22 protein-coding genes are annotated in these 25,631 nt (G+C 42.6%); 12 read left to right on the top strand and 10 right to left on the bottom strand.

What is annotated here, in order from left to right; genetic code table 11:
- Positions 1-834 carry a DNA adenine methylase gene (locus tag JMX91_RS08985; RefSeq protein WP_201548685.1) on the bottom strand — a complete coding sequence of 278 codons (834 nt, stop codon included), beginning with the start codon at positions 832-834 and terminating at the stop codon, positions 1-3.
- Positions 818-1,069: a helix-turn-helix domain-containing protein gene (locus JMX91_RS08990; protein ID WP_201548687.1), complete on the bottom strand. Its 252-nt coding sequence runs from the start codon at positions 1,067-1,069 to the stop codon at positions 818-820. The genes JMX91_RS08985 and JMX91_RS08990 overlap by 17 nt, the downstream gene beginning before the upstream one ends.
- Positions 1,070-1,163: 94 nt before the next feature.
- Between JMX91_RS08990 and JMX91_RS08995 the strand changes: the two genes are divergently transcribed.
- Together JMX91_RS08995 and JMX91_RS09000 are read left to right on the top strand one after the other, a co-directional pair.
- Positions 1,164-1,412, top strand: coding sequence for a hypothetical protein (locus tag JMX91_RS08995; RefSeq protein WP_201548689.1), 249 nt, complete (start codon positions 1,164-1,166; stop codon positions 1,410-1,412).
- Positions 1,413-1,414: 2 nt separating this feature from the next.
- Positions 1,415-2,245 (top strand): DNA-methyltransferase, encoded by an 831-nt coding sequence (locus JMX91_RS09000; RefSeq protein ID WP_201548691.1) that lies wholly within the window; start codon positions 1,415-1,417, stop codon positions 2,243-2,245.
- On the opposite strand, the gene JMX91_RS09005 is transcribed toward JMX91_RS09000, so the two are convergent.
- The gene (locus JMX91_RS09005) at positions 2,242-3,252 is read right to left on the bottom strand and encodes an aminotransferase class IV (RefSeq protein WP_201548692.1); all 1,011 of its coding nucleotides are present in this window, start codon (positions 3,250-3,252) and stop codon (positions 2,242-2,244) included. The two genes, JMX91_RS09000 and JMX91_RS09005, sit on opposite strands and share 4 nt — an antisense overlap.
- Before the next feature lie 3 nt (positions 3,253-3,255).
- Positions 3,256-3,918 (bottom strand): hypothetical protein, encoded by a 663-nt coding sequence (locus tag JMX91_RS09010; RefSeq protein ID WP_165598150.1) that lies wholly within the window; start codon positions 3,916-3,918, stop codon positions 3,256-3,258.
- A gap of 490 nt (positions 3,919-4,408) precedes the next feature.
- Between JMX91_RS09010 and aroE the strand changes: the two genes are divergently transcribed.
- Complete coding sequence (gene aroE, locus JMX91_RS09015) at positions 4,409-5,272, top strand: shikimate dehydrogenase (protein ID WP_201548694.1); 864 nt, start codon at positions 4,409-4,411, stop codon at positions 5,270-5,272.
- A 30-nt stretch (positions 5,273-5,302) separates the two neighbouring features.
- Here aroE and JMX91_RS09020 read toward each other — a convergent pair whose 3' ends face one another.
- On the bottom strand, positions 5,303-6,424 hold the full coding sequence (locus JMX91_RS09020; protein ID WP_201548696.1) for an FUSC family protein: 1,122 nt from the start codon (positions 6,422-6,424) through the stop codon (positions 5,303-5,305).
- Between the two features lie 382 nt (positions 6,425-6,806).
- Between JMX91_RS09020 and JMX91_RS09025 the strand changes: the two genes are divergently transcribed.
- Together JMX91_RS09025 and JMX91_RS09030 are read left to right on the top strand one after the other, a co-directional pair.
- Complete coding sequence (locus tag JMX91_RS09025) at positions 6,807-8,627, top strand: acyl-CoA dehydrogenase C-terminal domain-containing protein (RefSeq protein WP_201548698.1); 1,821 nt, start codon at positions 6,807-6,809, stop codon at positions 8,625-8,627.
- A 121-nt stretch (positions 8,628-8,748) separates the two neighbouring features.
- Complete coding sequence (locus JMX91_RS09030; RefSeq protein ID WP_201548699.1) at positions 8,749-9,219, top strand: hypothetical protein; 471 nt, start codon at positions 8,749-8,751, stop codon at positions 9,217-9,219.
- 110 nt (positions 9,220-9,329) lie between these two features.
- Here JMX91_RS09030 and JMX91_RS09035 read toward each other — a convergent pair whose 3' ends face one another.
- Positions 9,330-9,704 (bottom strand): 5-carboxymethyl-2-hydroxymuconate Delta-isomerase, encoded by a 375-nt coding sequence (locus tag JMX91_RS09035; RefSeq protein WP_201548700.1) that lies wholly within the window; start codon positions 9,702-9,704, stop codon positions 9,330-9,332.
- Positions 9,705-9,908: 204 nt separating this feature from the next.
- Positions 9,909-10,397: a Cys-tRNA(Pro) deacylase gene (ybaK, locus tag JMX91_RS09040; RefSeq protein WP_201548701.1), complete on the bottom strand. Its 489-nt coding sequence runs from the start codon at positions 10,395-10,397 to the stop codon at positions 9,909-9,911.
- 247 nt (positions 10,398-10,644) lie between these two features.
- On the opposite strand from ybaK, the gene plsB reads away from it, so the two are divergent.
- The gene (plsB, locus tag JMX91_RS09045) at positions 10,645-13,434 is read left to right on the top strand and encodes a glycerol-3-phosphate 1-O-acyltransferase PlsB (RefSeq protein ID WP_201548702.1); all 2,790 of its coding nucleotides are present in this window, start codon (positions 10,645-10,647) and stop codon (positions 13,432-13,434) included.
- A gap of 102 nt (positions 13,435-13,536) precedes the next feature.
- Here the strand turns inward: plsB and ettA are convergent, their stop codons facing one another.
- Positions 13,537-15,198 carry an energy-dependent translational throttle protein EttA gene (ettA, locus tag JMX91_RS09050; RefSeq protein ID WP_134292306.1) on the bottom strand — a complete coding sequence of 554 codons (1,662 nt, stop codon included), beginning with the start codon at positions 15,196-15,198 and terminating at the stop codon, positions 13,537-13,539.
- 402 nt (positions 15,199-15,600) lie between these two features.
- On the opposite strand from ettA, the gene JMX91_RS09055 reads away from it, so the two are divergent.
- From JMX91_RS09055 to JMX91_RS09070, 4 genes are all read left to right on the top strand, one after another.
- The gene (locus JMX91_RS09055; RefSeq protein WP_227679348.1) at positions 15,601-16,851 is read left to right on the top strand and encodes a flavin reductase family protein; all 1,251 of its coding nucleotides are present in this window, start codon (positions 15,601-15,603) and stop codon (positions 16,849-16,851) included.
- 158 nt (positions 16,852-17,009) lie between these two features.
- The gene (locus JMX91_RS09060) at positions 17,010-18,458 is read left to right on the top strand and encodes a fatty acid desaturase family protein (RefSeq protein ID WP_201548703.1); all 1,449 of its coding nucleotides are present in this window, start codon (positions 17,010-17,012) and stop codon (positions 18,456-18,458) included.
- Positions 18,459-18,656: 198 nt separating this feature from the next.
- Positions 18,657-18,950: a GNAT family N-acetyltransferase gene (locus JMX91_RS09065; protein ID WP_201548704.1), complete on the top strand. Its 294-nt coding sequence runs from the start codon at positions 18,657-18,659 to the stop codon at positions 18,948-18,950.
- 158 nt (positions 18,951-19,108) lie between these two features.
- Entirely contained in the window at positions 19,109-19,402 is a 294-nt protein-coding gene (locus tag JMX91_RS09070) for a 4a-hydroxytetrahydrobiopterin dehydratase (protein ID WP_057757953.1), read from the top strand.
- Positions 19,403-19,534: 132 nt separating this feature from the next.
- Here the strand turns inward: JMX91_RS09070 and JMX91_RS09075 are convergent, their stop codons facing one another.
- On the bottom strand, positions 19,535-19,690 hold the full coding sequence (locus JMX91_RS09075; RefSeq protein WP_082624527.1) for a DUF1328 domain-containing protein: 156 nt from the start codon (positions 19,688-19,690) through the stop codon (positions 19,535-19,537).
- 503 nt (positions 19,691-20,193) lie between these two features.
- Between JMX91_RS09075 and JMX91_RS09080 the strand changes: the two genes are divergently transcribed.
- Complete coding sequence (locus JMX91_RS09080; RefSeq protein ID WP_201548706.1) at positions 20,194-21,480, top strand: saccharopine dehydrogenase family protein; 1,287 nt, start codon at positions 20,194-20,196, stop codon at positions 21,478-21,480.
- A 752-nt stretch (positions 21,481-22,232) separates the two neighbouring features.
- On the top strand, positions 22,233-22,799 hold the full coding sequence (locus tag JMX91_RS09085) for a hypothetical protein (protein WP_201548708.1): 567 nt from the start codon (positions 22,233-22,235) through the stop codon (positions 22,797-22,799).
- Positions 22,800-22,913: 114 nt separating this feature from the next.
- On the opposite strand, the gene JMX91_RS09090 is transcribed toward JMX91_RS09085, so the two are convergent.
- A complete protein-coding gene (locus tag JMX91_RS09090) occupies positions 22,914-25,460 on the bottom strand; it encodes a Tex family protein (RefSeq protein ID WP_201548709.1) in 2,547 nt (848 codons plus the stop codon).
- Between the last annotated feature and the right edge of the window lie 171 nt (positions 25,461-25,631).

The raw sequence follows: 25,631 nt of genomic DNA on the forward strand, positions 1-25,631 counted from the left end.
CTAATAATTCCTTACCAGAATTTCTTTAACCTCGCCTCGCTTACTTCCAACAGAGTTAATACTTCTATTAGCTCCTACTTCAATTATCTCAAAGTCTTCATATAATTCTTTCATAAAGGCAGTAGCAGAGTTAGACAAAAGGAAATTAACACCCCTTTTATTTAGATTGATACAAGTATCTCTAAGTCTTACTTGTTCATCATCACCAAAACCACCCTGAACGTATCCTGTAAAGTTTGAGCTTTTCGAAACAGGATCATACGGTGGATCAAGATAAACAAATGAGCCTTTACGCGCCCCCTTAACAGCTTCCTCAAAATCTCCATTACGCAATGCAATATCATTATTCTGTAAGTAATTACTTACCGCTTGCAGAACAGTTTCGTTGATTATATTAGGGTTTTTATAACGCCCAAAAGGTGTATTAAACTCGCCTGAGCTATTGACTCTATACAGTCCATTGAAACAGGTCTTATTTAGGTAAATAACACGAGATGCACGCTCTATCTTAGTTAAATCAACAAAATCTTCCTGCCTATCTAGAGCTCTTATCCGATAAAAGTACTCGGAGTTATTTTCATGAATAGCTAAGTGTTCAATAAGAGCATCTACATCATCTCTAATCGTTTCATAAACATTGATTAATTCAGAGTTGTAATCATTGATCACTGCTTTTTTTGGTTGCATGTGCAGAAGTATTGCGCCACCACCCAAAAAAGGCTCGTAGTAAGTAGATATACGGCTAGGAAGCAACGGCTCAATCTCAGTTATAAGTTGGCGTTTTCCACCTACCCACTTCAAGAAGGGCATGACTAATTTATTTTTCTTTGCCACTCTTAACCTCTTTTTCAAATGATTTATCATTAAATAATACCGACAAGCTGATATTAAAACTATCTGCAAAAACTTTGATATTTACTAACGCAGGATTACGCTCTCCACGTTCAACCATACCTATATACGTGCGATGAAAACCGGTTTTTTCGGCTAATTGCTCTTGGCTCAAGTCATTTTTTTTACGCAACTGGCGTATTCTTTCACCGAAATCACATAGAACTTTTTCTTTCATATAAGGCACGCATATTGGTTTTTTTGTTTGACTCATGCTATATTTTGTATACAATAAGTCTACATACAATAAGTATCATAGAGGAAGGTAGGTTATGATAAGTATCGAAAATATGACTATCAATATTAACTCCAGCTCAACAGTACTTAGTGAACTATTAGATACTGTAGACTCTGCAGTAGTAAGAGATGAATTAGTAAATATGCTTCGCATCATTAGTGAAGATAAGAGGTTTATTGATCAAACTGTTGTTATTCCAGATGATTGTGGGCAGTATGGTTTTGTACAAGGAGAGTTCAATTTGCCTGAGCTTCTTTATTTCTTAGCTGACATGCTGGAATAGACATGGAAAGTCACTCGTTTTTCAGTAGTACTAATTCAGATTTTAACTTACTGAAAGGTGACTGCTTAACTGTTATCCCTCAGTTAGATAATAACGTAGATATGGTCTTTGCCGATCCACCTTATTTTTTGTCCAATGATGGTCTGACAGTGAAAAACGGTAAAGTCCAGTCAGTCAATAAAGGTCAGTGGGACAAGCTTGTCAGTGACAATGATGCTTACGTATTTACATACGAATGGCTGTCTGCTGTACGAGAAAAAATGGCAGATAATGCGACCTTATGGGTCAGTGGTACACACCATAATATTTTTACCTTAGGACGTATTTTACCGCAGCTTGGTTTTAAGATACTTAATGTTATAACTTGGGAAAAAACCAATCCACCACCTAACTTTTCTTGTCGGTTTTTCACTCATTCTACAGAATTCATTATTTGGGCAAGAAAACACCCTAAAGTACCGCACTACTTCGATTACGATTTGATGAAACGACTTAATAACGATAAGCAAATGAAAGATGTATGGCGCTTGCCAGCAATTGCTAAGTGGGAAAAATCTTGTGGTAGGCACCCTACGCAAAAACCTTTGGCTTTACTAGCTCAAATTATTTTAGCCTCTACTAAGAAAAATGCAGTGGTTCTTGACCCTTTTTCTGGCTCTGCGACGACAGGTATTGCAAGTAATGTCTTAGGAAGGCAATTTATTGGTATTGAACAGGAAGCTGAATACCTACAACTTAGCCAAGCGCGCTACGAAGACCTGCAACAAGAAGGAAGAAAAGAGTTTTTCAAACAGCATTTCTATCGTTTATTAAATAAAGAGAGTAACAACTAAACGGATTTAAAATCCACAACATCACCTGACAATAACGTCAGACTGCTCATTGGCATGATACCGCGCAGTGCATTGCAAAAGAAGAGGTGCGTTAATTTAGGCAAATCCTCATCTTGTAGCGACCTGATTATGACTGGATATTGCGTCGTGGATAGTGCATCTATAATTACCTGACGCATGACGCCAGCGACGCCCGATTGAGCCATAGAAGGAGTGTACCACTGACCGGTGCTTAGGTAATCTTCATCATCTTTATGAATACTAGAGGTAGTTTTGGATTCCGATAGCGACTCTTCTGCCAATTGATAGAATACATTACTCATCGTACCCTCGACCCACTGCCCGCTCATATCGCGTAGCAGACCTTCACCAAGTGTTGAAGCAAGCTTTGATGCCAATGGCTCAGCTTTTATACGTTGTAGCTCACCACTAGCGAGGACATTGTCTAAACGATTAAGGCTCTTGAGACCTGCCAGCGGTGGCGGTAAGCAAGCAATCTGAGAAGCCAAACATATTGCCGAAGCATAAGGTTGGGTGGGTACCAAGTTTCCATCAGGCAAAGACAATTGCAGCGCAGTAGAAACTCTCATTGCCGTAGCCTTTAGCCATATCTCACAGTCGCTACCATTTGCATTAGGTGTATAGCCATAACCGCGCACATCCTGCGCAGCGCGGGTTACTACTAGCTTTAGCATGCCCTGCTCTAACTGCTGGGCATACAGTTGCAGTACGGCTAATAGCTCTTCGCTATTTATGTTTAGCTGCAAGGCTTCAGCATGAGAGACAAGCCGCTGATAATGATAATCTGACCATAGTATCAACCCATCAATGACACCCATAGTGGTAAAAAACCCGTCAGCGTATGCCAGTCCGCGATTATCTAGAGACATGGTCGCTGTTTGGCTGGTCGACCTATCCTCTTCGGTCACACTGCTGTCTTCGGTCACACTGCTGACTTGTGGGTACAGACACACCCAACCGTTTGGTACTAACGTCGTATCGGTCATGATTTAGCTATTGTCTGTTTGAGCAGCGGCTTTATTGATCACCAGCATGCAACTATAAAACTCGCATTTTGCTAGCTCTATTTTTTGTCCACCGACGATTCTATTTTTGATGATTTGACTATTGAGCATATCAGCCACCATTTTACCGCCATCATCGCCCATCAGTTGACGCGATAGTTGATAGGCTTTTTTGGCGTGGTTTTGGCTCAGCTCTTTTTCTTTGTCTGTATCAGTAGGATTGGCATAGTACCAACCCAGCTCTAGATATTTTTCAGAGTCGATGATATCTAGATAAGGCGCATCCGTTTTCATAAAGCGATATTTTGCCGCTGGATTACTGGCATAGTCTAGGCTGTTTTCGTCAGTGCTCATCACTTCGCCAAACACAGATTTTATACTATCTAACTCATCCACCGCGAGCGACTCTACCTTATCCGTACCCCATGCTGCGACATCATATCTCACTGGCGTGCCTTGCTGAGCAGTAGCGCCGTCTAGGTCAGGATTGTTTGCGCTGTCCTGTACTGGCTCATTCGTTGTTGCCTGCTCAGTGGTCTCCGCATCTGGATTTGGAGCATCTTCTTTGGTGCTGTCACAGCCACTGAGCGTCACACCAACTGCCATTATCGTACCGACTAGAAGGGTCTGTAGGTTAGGATTCCACATGGATAATTTACTCACACTTTTAGATTGATCTCGAAATAGTATTAACGAGCTGGCAGGAACGCCGCTGATAACGAATAGTTTTCAATAAAGAGCATATTTCACAAATATTATAATCTAGCAGTCATTACAGCATATTGATATAGGTTTCCATATTTTATAGTTTACCCAACTGCTCAGCACTTGACTACCTTTTACGTTACGCGGAGTACTCCCCGAGAGTACAGATTTGTTAAATATATAACGTACCAAAACGACCTTCTCTTTAATAGGAAGTGGAAAACTGCCTGAGCGTGTTTTACATATATTTGCCTCAATGTCAGAATTTATTTTCAAAAACGATAAGGCAGCTTCTGACTAACACTGTCACTTCCTAATCATTGATTGGTGATGGCCTCTTGGTTTGTCAATCATAGCGTTATCCCTTATGATGATTGAGCGCTACTTATTGCTTCTTTGATAGTATTTTTATTTTCTAGCCAGCGGACTATTTATGACCCAACACTTTATCGTTATTGGCAATCCAATCGCCCATAGTAAATCTCCTGAAATTCATGAGCAGTTTGCTGTACAAGCAGGGATTGATATTAGCTATCAGCGTCAGTACTGCCCTGATGATGCCACCAGTTTTACGGCTGTCGTTGAGGCGTTTTTTTGCGGTGGCGGTTTGGGTGCCAATGTGACAGTTCCTTTTAAACAAGTGGCTTATGACTGCTGCGCGGCGCGTGGTGGTTTATCAGAACATGCCAAGACGGCAGGTGCGGTCAATACGTTACTGTTGAACAAAGCACTATTAGAAAGCGGCGTGCCAATCACTGAAGCACTCTATGGTGATAACACGGATGGGCAGGGACTTATCAATCACATTATGAGTATGGACTGGCCGCTGACCGATGCTCGTGTGGCGCTAATAGGTGCAGGCGGTGCCGCTCGTGGCGTAATACTGCCATTATTTGAAGCGGGTATTGGCTCTCTCACGATTGCCAATCGCACCGTGTCTAAGGCAGCCGATTTGGTAAATGAGCTCAGTGCGGCCAGCTCAGTGATCGATGAACAACATATCGAGGTTTGCGCGACCAATGAACTCAGTGGCGCTTTTGACATTATCATTAATGCCACCTCTATCGGTCTATCAGGTGATACATTACCGCTAGATGATGCTCTAAACTGTCAATACGCTTATGACATGATGTATGGACGTCCGCTACCGTTCTTGCAGCACTTTGCCGCTCGCGGCGCACAGACCTCTGAAGGCTACGGTATGCTTATCGGTCAAGCTGCTTTAAGCTTTGAGCGTTGGACTGGGCATACTATCGATGTCGCACAAGCGACAACAACGTTAAATAAAGACCGTTAATCAAAGAAAAATCTTTGCAGAGCTATGCTATTAGCTAAAACGTAATAACAGCCAATTTTCAAAACGGCGCAGCGGTACACGCAATCGTGTAGAGTGTATCGCCAGCCCACCGCTCAATCCAATCATGCAACCGAGTGCCGTATCAATCATACGCGCTTGAATAACCTCCCCAACGACTGGAGACACTGACATCGTACTACCATACTCAGCGATAAATATCGTCAGCGGCGTGATAAATATCACCGCCAGTCCATAATGCCGATCGACAAATGACTCAATCAAAAACATCATACATAGTATCGCGATAGCGATGCCCCATCCTGATAGTCCCCAAGACAGCATCCAGCCTGCTACGCCCATGCCAGCTAATGTACCTAACAACCGATGCAACTGTTTGATCCACATGGTCCGTAGCTGCATACCTTGGATGATAATAAAGCAGCTCATCGCTGCCCAATAGGGATAAGGCAGCTCTAACAGAACGGCAACGACCAACGCCAAACTAACGAAACTTACCACGATAAGACTATCGCTAATCATATCAGGCTGATAATCATAGACAGGTACGGAAGCAATAGGTCGCGTCGCCAATAAGAACAAACTATAGAGTAGCGCTAGCAACATCGAGGAGCCACTACCCAATATCACAAGCCCTATCGCTGAGAGCAGTTGATCGATCGGGACAGGGATAAATAGCGCAATCGCACCCGCCATCAATACAAACAATCCCGCTGGTGGTGGTTGTCGATAGTAGCGACCTAACATCACCACGCTAATCCCAATCAGCATAAACACAGGTAGCCGCAGCACTGGCAGTAGCTGCGCGATCAGACCCAATGCAAAGCTCATTATCATCGCAAATCCCCAAGCCATGACCGTCACTAGCCGATGTGGTAGCCCGCCTACAAACGGTAGGTTTAGAATAATCATTGAGCCTAGCGAGGCTTTGATACCTGAAGACAAGTCACCAAAATAAGCTCCTACAAACACTGGAAAGCTAATCGCAATCGCCGCGATAATTGGCATATGCCATGGTCGGTGACTACGATTGATTGTCAGTAAATGACTTAGCTCACCATCGATTAACCACTTGATACTAGCTAATAGTGTGCCCAACCAAGAGGCTCGCTGTTGCTTTTTTGAGGTGCTCATAAATGGCTTTTCCTATTTGATAAGTCCATTTGTCTTTGAATTTAGATGAGTCTACATAGCCCTTTATAGAATATTTTCAAGCGAAGATACAATTCACCTATACAAACTAAAATGAATTAATAACATAATTAATCATGAATAATAGTTATTAGTTGTATATTTGTCGCTGTAGAAGATTTATAATCATATCAACGCCATAACAGCTGACCGCCACTAAAGGCGTTCTAATAATTAATACACTGGAAAGCTGTCCACTAACAACTCACTTGATGACTAATATAACGTCTAGCTCATCCAAAATAAGTAAATATCGCTTACATAAGTTGTGACTCAAATATTGCGCCATAAGTCTATGATAGCGAACTAACCAAAGAGAGCGATTATGTTAACTTACAAAGCCCCCTTACGTGATATCAAATTTTTGATTAATGATGTATTTGACTATCAGACGCATTATAAAAGCTTAGACAACGGCGAAAACGCTGATCCTGAAACTGTAGACATGATTCTACAAGGTATGGCTGATTTTGCTGAAAACGTCATTGCCCCACTCTATCAATCAGGTGGTGAAGAAGGCTGTCATTTTGAAGATGGCGTCGTGACCACACCAAAAGGCTTCAAAGAGGCTTATGACCAGTTTGTAGAAGGCGGCTGGCAAGGTATTTCATACCCTGAAGAATTCGGTGGTATGAATCTGCCAACGTCAATCAACCTTATCAAATCTGAGATGATCGGTACTGCTAACTGGTCATGGTCAATGTATCCTGGTCTATCAACAGGTTGTATCAACACGCTGCTTCAGTACGGTACTGACGAGCAAAAAGCACTGTATTTACCTAAGTTGGTCGAAGGCTCATGGGCAGGTACCATGTGTCTGACTGAACCACAGTGTGGTACGGATTTGGGTCAAGTTAAATCGAAAGCCATTCCACAAGATGACGGCACCTATAAAATCAGCGGTACCAAAATCTTTATCTCAAGCGGTGAGCATGACTTAACAGATAATATCGTTCATATCGTTCTAGCACGTCTACCAAATGCACCAGAAGGCACGCGCGGTATTTCACTATTTATCGTACCTAAGTTCACGCCGAACGCTGAAGGTGAAGCTGGCGAGCGCAATGCCGTTGTTTGTGGTTCAATTGAGCACAAAATGGGCATTAGCGCATCTTCGACGTGTGTATTGAACTTTGATGGCGCAGTCGGCTACCTAATCGGCGAACCGCATAAAGGCCTAAAAGCCATGTTTACTTTTATGAATACGGCTCGTATCGGTACTGGTATTCAAGGTCTAGCTCATACTGAGCTTTCTTTCCAGAATGCACTACCATATGCTAAAGAGCGTCGTTCTATGCGTACGCTATCTGGTACTAAAGATCCTGAAAAAGTAGCTGATGCTATCATCCATCATGCCGACGTACGCCGTATGCTACTGACGCAAAAAGCCTTTGCTGAAGGCGGTCGCTCAATGATTTATCATTCAGCACGTTATGCCGATAAAATGGCACAAGGTATTATCAATGGCGATGATGAAGAGTTCGAAAAGTGGGACGACAAATTGGGCTTCTATACGCCAATTCTAAAAGGCTTCTTAACCGAGCTAGGCATCGAAGCTGCTAAACACGGTCAGCAAGTCTATGGCGGTCATGGCTACATCAAAGAATGGGGCATGGAGATGATCGCTCGTGATGCTCGTATTGCGACGATGTACGAAGGCACCACTGGCGTACAAGCACTTGATCTACTAGGTCGTAAGGTTATCCTACAGTCTAAAGGTAAGATTATCCGTGACTACACGTCAAACATCATGAAATGGTGTGGCGAGTACGCACTCGATAAAGAAATGCGTAAATTCGTTTGGGCATTGACCAAGCTATGTGCTGAGTGGAACACCTTGACGGTACGCTTGATGCTGATGGCACGTAAAGATCGTGAAATCATCTCAGCAGCGTCAGAGGATTTCCTAATGTACTCAGGCTACGTGATGATGGGTTACCACTGGGCGCGTATGGCAGCGGTCGCTTATGAAAAGTTAGAAAAGGGTGGCACAGAAGCACCAGAATTCTACAAAGCAAAAATTCAGACTGCTGAATTCTACTTTGATAAGTTGCTACCACGCACGTCTGGTCACGCAGAAGCGATGGTTGCACCAAGCGAAAGCATGACATCAATGGAAATCGATCACTTTGCTTTCTTAGATTAAAATTGACTAATACAGCATCGATAATCAATAAAAAGCGCCTATCATTTAGGCGCTTTTTTATGCTTAACTGAAAATCTGCTTATACAGAATATAAAGTAACGAGCAATTTTAGGAGAAAGCTATGCCAATACCCTATTACAAAGCTGCCGCGTTAGCCACACGCTGTATGCAAACATTGGTAATTAGCACTGTACTAGCAAGTATCGCTGCAAATAGTGCGATTGCAAAAAATAGCGACACCCCTCTTCATTTTTCGAAAAGTGCTATTAGTAGCGTCATCACTGGTAAATTAAATCCTAATGACAATGAACGTTGGTATCGTTTTGACGCTACCAGTGGACAGTATGCCGTGATTAATATTGCCCCACTTGCGGGAACATCTGAGACTGCCAATGTCGGCGTATTACATATGCCAAATGGTACGCAAGATGGCGGCAAAGGCGGTATTATCTATCAAGGCTACTTACCTGCGACGGGCACATATCGATTGCGTATCGCCCGCAATCTTATGGCCACTGAAGACAAAGTTGCGGGCTACAAGGTTGAAGTAATGATACTACCAACGTATGCCAGTCAGCTTTTATGCAATTGATTGTCGTCATTTAAGGTTGGTAACTTTAGCCTGCGAGCAGTCGCTTCTTTAACCAAACAGTTTTTGAGAAGATGGTTTTCAAAATACAGTTTGTAAAAAGGCAGGCGCTGTTAACTACCAAGCATTTTCTTATGATAGACCGCACTAATCTCTTCAACTTCTACACATATCTGCAATGCTGCACGTCCTGACTGCTCTGCGCCTATTTTTTCCTCGATAGTAGCAACCAGCAGCTCAGCCAACTGGTCACGAGTGGCCATATCACGTCCACTCATCAGCTTTAGGTGAGCATAAATAAATCCATTGGCTTGTTCATCGTCTTCAACACCTACTAGAAATGAGTTAATAGGTACAATGCGTGCTTTTATATCAGCAGGTTGCTTAAACTGACCACTATCCCATAATACTTTGTTTAGCGATTTGAGCAATGATTCTTCGTGAGCGATACTGACGTTTGGTGTTACTTGAATGGTTAAATGTGGCATGAGCATGTCCTTAAATGTAGATAAAAATAATAGATAAGCTGGCGTATAAGTCTACGCCTTATCGCTATGGTCAATCCACAATAATCTTGCGCTCAAATATCTTCAATACAAGCGAGCCCAGTATAGATTACTCATAAATATGCTTAGCGAAATTGTCGACATGTCCATTTTGTACTAGGCAGATTATAGCCACCGTAAAATCTTTTATTCATCCGTAATAGCGTCAAAGCAAGCATCAAGCGTTGCAGCCAACTGTGCAGGCGGCAATTCAATCTCCAGACCGCGGCGACCCCCACTTACATAGACAGTGGCCTGATCTTGAGCTGTGCTATCTATGACAGTTTTTAGTCGTTTTTTTTGACCCAGTGGACTGACACCGCCCAACACATAGCCCGTACTACGCTCTACTTGTTTGGGGTCGGCCATCTGTACTTTTTTGCAAGATAGCAACTTGTTAGAAGATAGCGCCTTAGCCATTTTTTTAAAGTTAAGTGTCTTATCGACTGGCAATATCGCCACAGCCAGTACGCTAGTATCGGTAGTCACGACTAAAGTTTTGAACACCTGTGTCACCGCTACGCCAAGTTTTTCTGCGGCTTCTAAGCCAAATGAAACGGCATTGCTGTCATGAATATATTCGTGTACTTGGTAATCAAGGTTACGTTTTTTGGCAAGATCGATAGCTGGAGTCATAAGTTTTAGGCTTAATAAAGTGAAATTGAAAAATGGACGCTATATCTATGAATCATCAATGATAAAAATATATTATTACGCTAAATATATGAACTTTCCAATGTTTGAGCATTTTATATAATTTGTCACTCACTACAGCGTAACCAAACCGTATTAATATTGGTAGTATATACAGACACTATATATCGCTTTGGTGGCTTTTATGGCATCATAAGCGCAACATATTTGACTATTTTTGATACTGATTATGATACCGAAGTTCCTAAAAAAACGGATTTTTAAAGCGCCGGTCGCGACTGACCGTGCGTCTGAAACTGATGGCAATGCAATCGCTACTAAGCCTTATTCTAATGCACCGATCAATCAGCTGTATCGTAAGCTGTCAGGTCAGATGCTCGATATCGCCGTAAAACCTAAGCTATTAGGCGAGCTGCCTGAGTTCGACAATGATGATCAGACGCTAAGGTTTTATGTACTACAGGACTATTCTCGCTCCAACAGTATTCTGATCGACTTGCAAACGCAAGAGCACAACTTACCGCCTGCACTGGTTGGAGTAAATGATGCCGCCCATAATATTAAAGAAAATGCGGCCATCATATTTTTGAATCACCCAAGTGCCAAAGACAGTCAGTTGTCTCCTCGACTTTCTCGCTTAGTATCTGCTATATTGCAATATCCAGAGTTAAAGGTGCGTTTAGTGCCCGTATCGATTCTGTGGGGACGCGCACCTGAAAAAGAAGATTCGCTATTTAAACTGTTGACTGCTGACAACTGGCAAGACCCTAGCATTACCAAGCAACTATTTAATATCGGGGTTATGGGCCGCGATACTTTCGTACAGTTTCATCCACCGCAAGACTTACGTACCATTATCAATGATAATCTTAAAGGCGATGTGGAAGGACCAGCTACCTTTGATTCGGTCGCTACAGATGCACTGAAAGCAAATTTAACCGCGGCGGATTCACTCGATACAGAGTCAACGGCTACCAACAGTGATGCCGCAGCTGACGCTGAGCAGACACCAAGCTATGCGCTAGTCGCATCAGCTAATAGTAATCGTGAACTGGTTCGTATGTTGCAGCAGCAATTGTCAATTTATTTAGATAAACAGCGCGCTAGCATGCTCGGCCCAGATCTATCAGATAGACGTAACTTAGTGGATAAACTGGTGTACTCGCCAGCTATTAAGCATGCAATTGAGATGGAAGCGGCCGAAAAGGGGACTAGCGTTCGAGAAGCTCGCAGTCAGGCTAGAGGTTATGCTAATGAGATGGTCAATGACTACTCTCATTCTATCATCCGTGGTTTTTATAAATTTCTGACATGGTTATGGACGCAGTTATATGACGGTGTAGAAGTCCATCACTTCGAGCGAGTACGTGACCTTGCGACCGATTATGAGCTGATTTATGTGCCTTGTCATCGCAGCCATGTTGACTATCTATTACTGTCTTATGTCATCTACAAGCGCGGTCTGAGTATCCCTTATGTCGCAGCAGGTGACAACTTAGATGTGCCGGTATTAGGCCCCCTATTACGCGGTGCCGTCGCTTTTTATATTCGTCGTAGCTTCCGCGGCAACGCGCTGTATACCGCTGTACTGCGCGAATATATGCATACTCTTATCACGCGCAACACTCCGATTGAATACTTCATCGAAGGTGGTCGCTCACGTTCAGGTCGCTTGCTACCCCCAAAGATGGGTATGCTAGCGATGACCGTCCATAGTCAGCTACGCCAAACCAATAAGCCTGTGGTATTTATACCGACTTATATTGGTTACGAGCGCATTATGGAAGGCGGCACGTATGTCGGTGAGCTAAAAGGTAAGCCAAAAGAGTCGGAGTCTTTAATCGGGCTGCTCAAAGTTGGCCGTAAAATTGAACGTATCTTTGGCAATGTGCATTTGAGCTTTGGTACGCCGTTGCACCTTAGCGAATTTATGACAAAATTCGATGTGCCAGCCAATAGCTTACCATCCGATCGTACTGACTCACCGCTTGATGAAAAAACCAGTGCTATGGTTGATAACATCGGGGTGAAAGTCATGCAGCATATCAATAAAGCTGCAGTAGTAACCCCTGTCTCGCTGCTGTCATTGGTTCTGCTATCGGCACCGAAAGCTGCATTGGATGAAAACATCTGCCGTGAGCAAATCGCTTTGTATCAAGGTCTGGCTCAGCAGCTGGTCTATGCAGAGGATACGGTTATCACTGATATGACGCCGCAGCAAATCATCGATTATGGTATTAAGCTAAAACTTATTGAGCGTACGCCGCATATCTTGGGCGATATCATTCAGGTCGCAGGTAAGCAAGCAGCATTACTTAGCTACTTCCGCAACAACATTTTGCATGTCTTTATCCTGCTGTCGTTCCTGTCTGCGCTAGTCGCACGCAATGGACGTATCAAACGCAGCCGTCTCGATAGTATCGCTGAGCAGCTATATCCGTTCTTACAAAGTGAGCTATTCTTATATTATCCAGCACACGGCTTAGCCGATACGCTCAATAAGAAAGTTGATAATCTGCTGTCTCATGGACTCATCGTTGATTTAGGTGATGATACGCTCAGTGTTCCTGAGTCTAATAGCAAGCACTATCAGCAGCTACAAGTGCTGGCGACACCAGTTGGACAAAGTCTTGAGCGTTACTTTATGACGCTTGCTTTACTTGCTCAACAAGGCTCTGGTAATTTGACTGAAAACGAAGTTGTGGACCTGTGTCACCTACTCGGACAGCGTTTGTCTGTGCTTTATGCAGATGATATTCCTGACTTCTTTGATCGCGCCTTATTTACCAGTTTCATTAGTGCGTTGACTCGTCTTAACTATCTACAAAAAGACGATGAAACAGGCATACTGACTTTCGACCATCGTATTAACGACATCGCTCATCATGCTAAGTACGTGCTAACGCCTGATATGATGCAAATCTTGCAGCAAGTCGCTAGTTTAGACGAAGAAGAAATCACTCACGCCATTACTGAGATTAGTAATAAAAAGCAGCGTAAATTTGGGCGTAAGCGTTAGTCTTAACAACTACCCATACCCTTTAAGATTTTACGCTAAACAAAAAAAGACCGCTAATCATTAGCGGTCTTTTTTTGGATTGAACTATATTAAGCAGCCGTATTAGTTGGTAATCTTCTTGTACTTGGCACGTTTAGGACTGGCATCATCACCCATTGTCTTTTTACGATACGCTTCAAACTCAGTATAGTTACCATCGAACCAAACTGGGCCTTCTTCTTCGAATGCCAAGATATGAGTCGCGATACGGTCAAGGAACCAGCGATCATGCGATACGACCATTACTGTACCTGGGAATACTTGAATCGCATCCTCTAGTGCACGTAAGGTTTCGATATCCAAATCGTTTGATGGTTCATCGAGGAGCAATACGTTTGCGCCTTGCTTTAGCGTCTTCGCTAACTGCAGACGGTTACGCTCACCACCTGATAATTGACCGACGTGCTTTTGCTGATCTGAACCTTTGAAGTTAAAACGTCCGATATACGCGCGGCTTGGCGTGGTGTAATCACCAACGGTAATGATATCAAGGCCGTCAGAAACTTCTTCCCATACGGTTTTGTTATCATCTAGATGATCACGTACCTGACCGACATAGGCAACTTTAACACTTTCACCCAAATCAACTGAACCAGTATCTGGGGTATCGCGCTCAGTAATCATGTTAAATAGCGTAGTTTTACCCGCACCATTTGGACCGATGATACCCACGATAGCGCCAGCTGGAACGTTAAAGCTTAGGTTTTCGTACAGCAGACGATCGCCAAATGACTTGGAGATATCATTAACTTCGATGACTTTATTACCCAAACGTGGACCAGGTGGAATATAAATCTCAGAAGTCTCATTACGTTTTTGGAACTCAGTTGAGTTCAACTCTTCAAAACGCTGTACACGAGATTTAGACTTAGCCTGTTGGCCTTTTTGGTTTTTGCGAATCCACTCAAGCTCTTTTTTCAGCGCTTTAGCAAATGATTCTTCTTGCTTGTTCTGCTGCTCTAGACGCGTGTTCTTTTGCTCTAGCCACTCGGTATAGTTACCTTCATACGGATAGCCATGGCCACGGTCAAGCTCCAAGATCCACTGAGCAACATTATCCAAGAAATAGCGATCATGGGTAATGGCAACGATAGTACCGCTGTAGTTCTGCAAGAACTGCTCTAGCCATGCAACAGACTCGGCGTCCAAATGGTTGGTCGGTTCGTCAAGTAATAGCATGTCAGGGCGAGACAATAGTAGACGGCATAGTGCCACACGGCGTTTTTCACCACCTGATAGTTTGCTAACGTCCGCATCCCACGGTGGCAGACGGAGCGCATCGGCCGCTTTTTCTAGCTGGTTGTTTAAGTTGTGCGCATCCCAAGACTGGATGATGTCTTCCATCTTGCCTTGCTCTTCAGCAAGCTTATCAAAATCAGCATCAGGCTCTGCGTATTCAGCATAGATAGCATCTAGACGAGCGAGCGCATCTAACGCTTCGCGCATACCGTCTTCGACATTACCACGAACGTCTTTGCTATCATCTAGCTGTGGTTCCTGTGGCAGATAGCCAACTTTGGTACCTGCCTGAGCGCGCGCTTCACCACTAAACTCAGTATCCACGCCTGCCATAATGCGTAGCAAGGTTGATTTACCTGAACCGTTGATACCCAAGACACCGATTTTGGCACCAGGGAAAAACGATAGGTTGATATTTTTTAGGATTTCACGCTTAGGGGGAACAAGTTTTGACACGTTGTTCATCGTGTAAATATATTGAGCCATTAACACTCCGATAGACTGCATAGAAGAGAACAGCAAATGCAACTCAGCGATGATGCCAAGCGTGCCGTACCTCAAAATCAGGGTTACAAATTATAGGTCATTATCGCATTGTGGCGCATACCCTGCAAGCTGACAGGTTGTTTTACCAGTTGTTTTACTGTTTTTGACAGCAGGCTATGCCTTTTGGCTATAAAACTCGCTTTAAAAAATAACTCAAGGAGTCTTATCTTAATGAACTAACTTAACATTTTGATTCATTAGCGTTTTATAAAGACCACAAAAAATAGCATCAAAACTTTCGCAAATTTAATCAATAGCCGTTAGCATGTTAGTGTGGCTTAACAAGGTCTATCGGCTCGATTTCATTTTCGATTATTAGAATGACTTATGAAATGACTTTGTATGCGTTACATCATTCACTTTCATAGCAATCATACAGGTACTGATAATATGGCCAACGGCTATCGCCCTGAAATTATTCAACGTGCGTTTGTCGATTTTATCGGATCGCGCCTTCATCCATTTTGGTCGCTGACAACGCCCAAACTAAGACTTGTTGCACGGTATCCATTGAGTGATGATTTGATCGCACTTAGATTTGAGACCAATAGTGCTTTTAGGCAGCAGACTTCTGAGATGATGTGTGGTTGGCAAGGCGGTCAGTATCTTGATTTGCGCGTTTATATTGAGGGGGTCTATCACCAACGTAGTTACTCGATAGTGGGCTTGGCGCATCAACCCCTCTGGTGGCTCGACGATAATACCGAGAGCCATACGGCAGACCAACGTCATACGGTAACTATCGCGATTAAACCACAAGGGTTGGTATCTGACTATTTAACCAAGCAAATGCCACTGGCTAGCGTCGTTGATACAAGTCTGCCACTTGGACATTTCACTTTGGGACAGACCTCGATAGTAGGGCAGCAAATATCAGAGAATGACAAACCTATTCCTTTGCTATTTATCGCTGGTGGTAGCGGTATCACGCCTATGCTCGGACTTATCACTCAAGCCCTGAATAATGGACATCAGGTGACGCTATTGCATTACAATCGGACTGTTTCATCCAAACTGCAACATCAGTGGCAACAGCTGAACGATAATCATTCAGACTTCACTTATCATCTAATCCATACTGAAGAGCCGACTACCTATTTGGCTGGCACACGATACTTGAGTGCAGAGGGTCTGCTATCGCTAAACTTACCTCTAGCAGATACACAAATATTTGCTTGTGGCTCACAAGCGTTATTAACTGGCTTATATAAAGCCGCCGCAGAGATAACTTGCTCTACAGATAAACAGCTGCGCGATAACATCATCGTAGAGAACTTTGGTAACTCCCTAACTAATGTTGATAACGGTAGCAATCGGAAATTCGATAAAACAATACCTGTAGAAGAACACACTGTCTATTTGCGATCACGGCAACGACAATTTAGCAGTGACACGACCATATTGGATGCTGCTGAGAATGCAGATGTACGGTTAGCACATGGTTGCCGGCAAGGTATTTGCCAGTTGTGCCGCTGTAATAAAATCAGCGGCGTGGTCAAAAACGTTCAAACAGGGAAAGTGAGCAGTGATGGTTACGAGTCTATTCAGACTTGCATCAATATTGCCATGACTGATGTGGTTCTCGATGTTTAATGACTGGTTTAATAGAATGGATAGCTCAATAGAAAGCATATGCTAGACACCCTATGAGAAATAAAAGATAAACGTCACTTTATAGGTTAAAACTCAGATAACTTATCAAACCGGATGCAGTACTGCTTATTCATGCCGTTTCGGTTAAGGATTTATTTATGCGCTTATTACTACCTGTTACTACGCCACAATCTGCTGTGCCTATCTTGACGCCCCTGTCCAATGCACAACTAGCGAAAAACGCGCCTTTGCCTTTGACGCCGCAAACGCCGTACTCGCAGCTTGATGATGGAGTAATCAATGATAGCGGTCAGCCAGACACGTCAACACGGACTCGCTACCCAACAGTAACTGATGCCCCTTTATCAAAGCCTCAAAGTGATGCTTTAGCCGTAGAGCTCAATGCCCTGTACAAAAGCGTTATGGACTCGTTAGGCAGTAAGGATGCACGCTACATACAGCGGATATATGCCACCGTGGTATATAGTGAAGTTATTGGCCGTGGTCTACTTGCAGTGGCTGGGCGTATGCCATCAAAATGCAGTCTGGTCGCTACTTGGCTACTAGGTACGTCTTTACTTAGCTTTAGCAAAATATTGAACAATATGGAGCTGGGTCATAACGTCATGCATGGTCAATATGACTGGATGCAACACCCGCACCTTAATAGTCAAAAATTCGACTGGGATATTGTCTGCCCTGCTCCATTATGGCAACACTCTCATAATTATTTACATCATACTTTTACCAATATTGTTGGCCGTGATCATGACGTAGGCTATCACTTGATTCGAGTGACTGATGAGCAGCCTTGGACGCCGGAAGATCGCTATAATATGCTTAGTACAGCGGTACTGGCATTTGGCTTTGAATGGGCAGTAGCCTTTCATGATATCCAAATCAGTGCAGATGAATACGCTGACTCTCCTAATCTGCACAAAATCATGCAGCAAAAGTCTCGTGCGTTATTTGCCAAAATTGGACGACAAATAGGCAAAGACTATATTGCCCTGCCGTCTGTGGTAGCGCTGACACTAGGTCGTCGTAGCGCCTTTAGTACGTTGAGCGGTAACATGACTGCCAACACTGTCCGTAACCTATGGACGTGGGCGGTGATTTTCTGTGGGCATTTCACTGAGCAAGCGCATATCTATACCCATCTCGATGCCAATGAAAGTAAAGGCGACTGGTATGTACGCCAAATCCTTGGCTCTAGCAATATCAAAGGCAGCAAATGGTTCCACCTTTTGACAGGTAATTTATCTCATCAGATTGAGCATCATATATTTCCTGATATGCCAGCTGGCCACTATGCAAAGATTGCACCGCAGGTACAGGCCATATGCCGTAAGTATGGTTTAAGCTATAACACTGGCCGCTTTGGCACACAACTAAAGCAAGTACTCGGACGTATTTATCACTTTAGCAAACCTAGTGAAAAAGAATGGCAAGCCCATGTACAGTCAGTGGAAAATGCAGATAGTACTGCTTATAAAGATAATAGGTCAGCGGCCGATTTAGAAAACAAATTAGCAATAGAAAACACTAGTGGTCTCACTCGTTTTCTACCTCCAGTCGTTCGTAAAGCCATATCCTATGCATGGTGACATATTCAGATTTGCAACCAGATACGGCCATGATAAGGTAGGACAACAAACATAGGTGACGTTAACAGTCGTCCTATCTACCATTACGGTAAGCGTCTAGACTGTTAAGTATCAAAACTACATACTACACTGGCACTATCAAATTAATAAATATTTAATTCATAATAAAAATTCGACAATAAAAAATGGAGTATATTAATGAGTAATCAAGCCTCTAAACCAAATCTAGACATTGTCCATAATCAAGCAGCAAAACGCTTCGAGACCTCTATCGATGGTCAGACAGGTTATATTAGCTATCAGGAAAGTGCTGACAAGTTGGTCTACGATCATACTATCGTACCGCAGCAATTAGGCGGTCAAGGCGTTGGTTCAGCACTGGTAAAGCACGCATTGAATTATGCGCGTGAACAAAACAAAAAAGTGATACCGCAATGCTCATTTGTCGCGTCATACATTAGCAAACATCCTGAGTATCAAGATTTAATTTAGCTAGCTAAGTAATTAGGCTCAAGTAATTCGTTAACTAGGTTCAGTTAAATGATATCGGTCAAAGCAGGAAAAATGTGCAAATATTTATTTCGCATAGGAGACATACCCTAGCACCACTTTTAATAAACCAATTCGACATAACAATAAAGGTTATTAATATGAGTAGTTTATCTGACAAACAAATCAATCTACAGCTAGAAGAGCTTGCTGGCTGGCAGCGTGACGGCAATAGCATCGTCAAGACCTACCACTTTAGCGATTTTATCGAGGCTATGAGCTTTATGAATCAAGCGGCATTTCATGCTGAAGCGCTCGAGCACCATCCAGAATGGCGCAACACCTACAATATCGTGGAGGTTCGTTTAACCAACCATGATACAGGCGGTATCTCTAGTTTAGACATTCGTTTAGCCAAACGCATGGAGCATATCATTCAGCCCAAACGGTTGTAGTAGAAAGTCTATAATGCATACCTTGATACTAATTATCTTGGCTCTATACCTATTACCCTAATTAAAAAAGACAAAAAAGACCCTCAATTGAGGGTCTTTTTTATAGTAATTATTTATAACGATAAGCCGTGTTTACATTTTACGACTGACAAAAGCAACGATAAACAAAATAACAGCGACTGCTAAGAAAATGTATGCCAAATTAGCAGACAAACCTGCGACACCGCCAAAACCTAGGAAACTTGCTAATAATGCGATCACTGCAAAAATAATAGCCCAACGAAACATAATCTTCTCCTCAAATAATGGTAAAAAACAGATATTAGAATTTATATAGCATCTATTTAACTTGTTTTTATCTAATGCTAGTTATTACTGTTTACGTGTATAGATTAGCAATGTTCGTCTCTAAAGAACGTTCATTTTAGTAATAATATCGGTAGGTTATGTAAAGTTTGTAGTAACTGTTAATGTCTCATACCTCTTTCTCTTTAATAGATGATATTTTCGAAATAGAATTATATTTCTGAATACAGCCTTTTTTTAACTGAGAGTTCTTAAACTAAGCGCTTCTTACCTGGACGTGTTTTTATTGAATGATCTTTTACTGAACACTACTCTTCCAACTGTATGCAGAACTATTTTAAATTTCTAACGTTATATGCAATGTTGTATGGGAAATAGGCTGCAAACTATAAACTGTAGCGACTTCACAAACCCCTAACCTAATCAAACGACTTGGTTTATAGTTTACTATCCACCTATTCTCAAATCTATTAAGGACAATACATATGGATACCAATACGGATACTGAAAACTCTATACAAAAAACCAGCGGCGACACACGCCCTTATGCAGTTGTTCTATATGGTGCGACAAGCTTCGTCGGTCAGATCACTGCCCACTATTTAACCAATTTTTTATCAAATAATAAAAATGAAGATGGCTCAAATGTATCATGGGCGATCGCAGGTCGTGATAAAGACAAGCTCAATAAGCTACAGGCCAAACTTGAGAGTAAGGTAGACATTATTATTGCCAACAGTAACGATGCTACCAGCCTTGATAAGATGACAAAGCAAACTCAAGTCATCATTTCTACTGTAGGCCCATATCTGAAATATGGTGAGCCACTGATTAAATCTTGTGCTGAAAACGGTACGGATTATGTCGATCTTACTGGTGAGGCTATTTTCATCAAAGATATGATGGACAAGTACCAAGACACTGCCAAGCAAAGTGGTGCTCGTATCGTCAACTCTTGTGGTTTTGATTCTATCCCCTCAGATTTGGGTGCGTACTTTACCCAAGCTAAGGCAGAAGAAAAGTTCGGCGAGACCTGTAATGTCATTCATATGCGTGTCAAAGCAGCGAAAGGTGGGATCTCAGGCGGTACTATCGCATCGATGGCATCAATATTTGAAGAAGCTGGTGAGGACAAAGCACGTCGCAAACAAGTGGCCAATCCATACCTGTTAAACGATGATGCCAACGCACCAAACGTACGTCAGGATAATGTTAGCAAACCGGTATATGACAGCAACCATAAGCGCTGGTTAGCACCGTTCGTCATGGCGACCATCAATACACGTATCGTCCATCGCACTAACCAATTGCTCAGCTATGAGTACGGTCGCGATTTCAAATATGACGAAGCAATGTGGATGAAAGACGGCGTCAAAGGAAAACTGTCTAGCTATGCTATGAGTGCAGGTTTGTTAGGCTTTGCCACTGCAATGATGATTAAACCAAGTCGCGAGTTACTATCCAAGCACGTCTTACCAAAAGCTGGTTCAGGCCCTTCTAAGGACGAGCAAGAAAACGGCTACTTTGATATTCGTCACTTTGGCCAAACGGCCAAAAATGACACTATTACCGTTAAAGTAACAGGTGATAGAGATCCTGGTTATGGCAGTACCTCTCGTATGATTTCGCAGGCGGCATTATGCTTGGCACAAGATATCAGCAAAGAGGACGTTGGCGGTGGGTTCTGGACACCAGCATCTGCGATGGGAAATAAGCTAATAACACGCTTAGAAGCGCATTCTGGTCTTAGCTTTGAAGTAATTGAGAGTTAGTCTATTGAGTGAGAACAAAGGCTCAATGTCTTTATGACCGTATCTTGGTTTCGAGATACGGTTTTTTTATGGTCTACTCTGAAATTCAGAAGAGAATTAAATAAAGAATAACGTACTTTTTTGGTGAACAATGTTTCTGTTTTCCGATTATTTAATACTTTATGATACTAACCATTAATCCAATATTGTTACTGTCATTTTGTAGATATTATAGAAAAATCAGATATAAACATTAGTTTAATTAAATGTATATAAACAAAGAATACACGTACCAAAATCTGATAATCATATAAACACTGGTTTTGAATTATAAATAAAAACTACTGATAAAAATCTCTATAATGCTGACAAATGGCACTCAAAAAAACTATTAATAACAATCAGCTAAGTTTAAATAATAACTATAAGTAATCAAAAATTCATATTTTTAATACTAGGGATGTCGGTAGATATTTGTTATTAACAGACTCATTTATTAACAGCTTTAATAACACAATCAACCTTTGCTACTAATGAGTCTTTGAAAAATTTAGAAGTTAAAATATCAGCTAGACTTTAAGTATGACAGTTTCATAACGTCACAAGAAAACATTAAACTGTTAGAACCTTAATGAGTTTGCTACTGAAATATAAACTACATCGTTGATAATTTGCATACAGTATTTATAGACACCTTTAAATAAAAACAGCTCATCATTGAATATGAGTTACCGTTTTTAACTATTGCTAATTATATATCATGGAGTTTTATAATGAAAAAGAATGTTTTATCACTAATCGTCGGCGCTACCCTTGTATTACCAACTATGACAATGGCGGCACCCGTTAACAATAGCGATCTAATGCCAGCAGATATGCGTAATACTCCTGTCGAGAGCACTGTGCAAGCCGAAATAGAAGGTCCTGATGGTGAGTTGCTCGCGACTCAACCTGGCGCTGTAGATGTCAAAGCGTCAAACACTGCTGATGTCGATATGGACATGGATAATGAAGCAGATGAAACTGACGATATGGATAATGAAGCAAGCGATGATAACGCAGCTTTGATGAACAACGCTCAAGCGACAACAAATGCGGCAGCAATGACTACTGCTACAACTGTTCAGGCTCCTGTACAGAACGCTCAAGCGCCTAACATGCAACACAGCAATGCAGACTATCAGCCTTTAATCGCTGGTGAAGCGGCTACTGAGAATAAAGTTGCAGATGCTGCTAGTACGTTGCAAGAAAAGAAAAAAGACAAGCGTGGTGAGTTATTAGCTACTCAGCCAGCAAATGTACAGTTCAAAGAGAATCGTCGTATCGCTGTATCACGCTAAGCAGATAGGTAGTTTGTTTGATTAGTTTGTAAGCGTACTACTTATATAAAAAGGCAGCCATATGGCTGCCTTTTTATATATCAAACTATCAATTCTAGCTATTTTTAGCAGTATTTATTTCTTAGTTTTAGTCACGCCAGCTTCTTGTAATAAAGCACCGAGTGTACCCATTTTACTTGGGGCTTCAGCTTTATCATTTTTTACTGGCTTACTACGATTGCTCGCGTTGTCTTTATCCTGACGCTTGCCACGTGGCTTAGACGGACGTTTGTCAGTAGCTGGACGGCTATTATTTGGACGGTCACTATTTGTATTATTACTGCGTGAACGACTGGTTTTCTCGCCATCTGTACTAGCTGTCGTAGACTTGGCAGCCGTACGGACAGGTTTTTCAGATTCAGGTTTCATGCTAAATCCGATACGACCACGTTTTTCATCGATAGAGATAACCCGTACCGATACGATATCACCAGGTTTGACACGGTTCATAGGATCTGCGACAAAGTCATTGGCCATCTGCGAGATATGTACCAAGCCATCCTGATGTACACCAACATCAACGAAACAACCAAAGGCCGTTACATTGGTGACTACCCCTTCTAACATCATGCCTTCGCTCAAATCTTTGATGCTATTGACGTCATCACGGAAATTGGCCGTTTTAAATTCAGGACGAGGATCACGAGCAGGTTTGGCAAGCTCTTCGATAATCGCTTTTACGCTGACATTATCGTCGTTAGCAGCCAATGTAGTCGTATCGATAGTATTTAACACGCCATCATTACCGATGACTTCTGACAACGGCTTTCCCGCTTGTGCGAGTAAACTATCGACCAATGCATAGCTCTCTGGATGCACACCAGTGGCATCTAATGGATTGCTACCATTATGAATACGCAAGAAACCAGCTGCTTGCTCAAATGTCTTAGCGCCTAGACGTGGGACGTTTTTAAGCGCTTCACGGCTATCAAATGCACCATGCTCTTTGCGATAGGTGACGATTTGCTGCGCTACATTGCGGTTAAGACCTGCGATGTGAGCCAGGATAGCTGGGCTGGCTGTATTTACGTCCACACCCACGGCATTCACGCTATCTTGAGTTACTTTATCAAGACTATCGGCAAGTTGGTTTTGATTGACGTCATGCTGATATTGACCCACACCAATGGCCTTTGGATCAACTTTCACAAGCTCTGACAATGGATCTTGCAAGCGACGCGCAATAGAAACTGCACCGCGTACAGAAACGTCTAGATTGGCCAGCTCTTCACTAGCAAGTTCACTCGCTGAATAAACAGACGCGCCCGACTCATTAACGATAACGGCTTTGGCTTTTAGTGCATCGTTCGCAGCCAAAATCTCTTTAATCATCGCATCTGTTTCGCGACTTGCCGTACCATTACCGATAGCGACCAAATCAACGTTATAAGTGCTTAACAGCTCATCGATGACTTTTTTAGCTTCATCCATCTTATTATCAGGTGCAAATGGATACACTGTCGCGATGACAGGCTTCTCTTCGCTATCTGACATGACATGACCTTGCGCATCGACGATGGCCATTTTTACGCCATGACGGATACCAGGATCGACACCTAAGATCACTTTAGGACCTGCAGGTGCAGACATTAGCAAATGCTGTAAATTGCTAGCGAACACATCAATCGCATCCGCTTCTGCGGCTAAGCGCTTTTCAGTTAACAAGCGGTGCTCGATATGCGGACGCCATTTGTCTTTCCATAAGCTACTGGCTGCCTCTGCCAAAAACTCACGGCGTGCTGCTGGCGCTTTGGCATCGACGTCGAAATGATTGATAATTTTTTCGATAAATGGTGCGTCTTCGCCTTCAATTTTTAGACCCAAGACATTTTCTTGACGACCGCGCAACATTGCTAATAGGCGATGATTTGGCAGTCGAGCAAGGCTTTCACTATGCTCAAAGTAGTCTTTGAATTTTTCGCCAACTTCGCGCTTTTCTTCGCTCGCAACGCTCGATACGATACTGGCAGTTTTGGCAAAACCACTGCGTAAGTTGTCCAACAAGCCCAATGCTTGTGTCCATTCATCAACGATAATCGCTTGTACGCCAGCGAGTTGCTTTTCGTTATCGCTAAAATCAACCTCGATTTCATTACCACTGTCATCAGTGATACTTGACTGGACTTGATAATCAGCCAAGGCATCCATCGGAGTGATCTCTTGGGTCAAGACCGCTTGGGCAGCAGCATCAAGACCAGCGGCACGAGCTTTGGCAGCAGGTGAACGACGACGCGGACGATATGGCAGATAAATGTCTTCAAGCTCAAGCTTAGACGTCGCATTATCGATACGCGTCTGTAGCTCGTCAGTCATATTGCCCTGTGTGCTTAGCAGCTCAGTAATTTTGAGGCGACGTGTTGCCATATCACGCTCATAATTAAGAGACTTCTCTAAAGCACGCAGCTGCGCATCATCAAGATTCTGAGTCTTTTCTTTGCGGTAACGCGCAATAAAAGGAACCGTCGCGCCTTCATCATAAAGTTTGACAAACGCATTGACTTGAGCAGTCTTAATGCCAAGCGCGCGAGCAAGCTTGTCGTGAATATTCGCGTGTGTGGTTGCATCTAAAACCTGTGCATTTGTCGAGGTTTGAGATGACGTTAAGGTATCAGTGCTACTCATATACGTATCAATCGTTGAGAAATGTAGCTTTGCATTATAGCAAAAGCTGCATGAATAAAAATCCTTTTTATCTTTTCGTTATTTATGGCGCATTTTAGGACGCAAATCGTTCTATATCACACATTCTATGGACTTGTTAAACAAACGCATACAGCATTTATTACCATGGGT

It is taken from the genome of Psychrobacter sp. Pi2-1 (genome assembly GCF_904846645.1).
Classification (GTDB): domain Bacteria; phylum Pseudomonadota; class Gammaproteobacteria; order Pseudomonadales; family Moraxellaceae; genus Psychrobacter.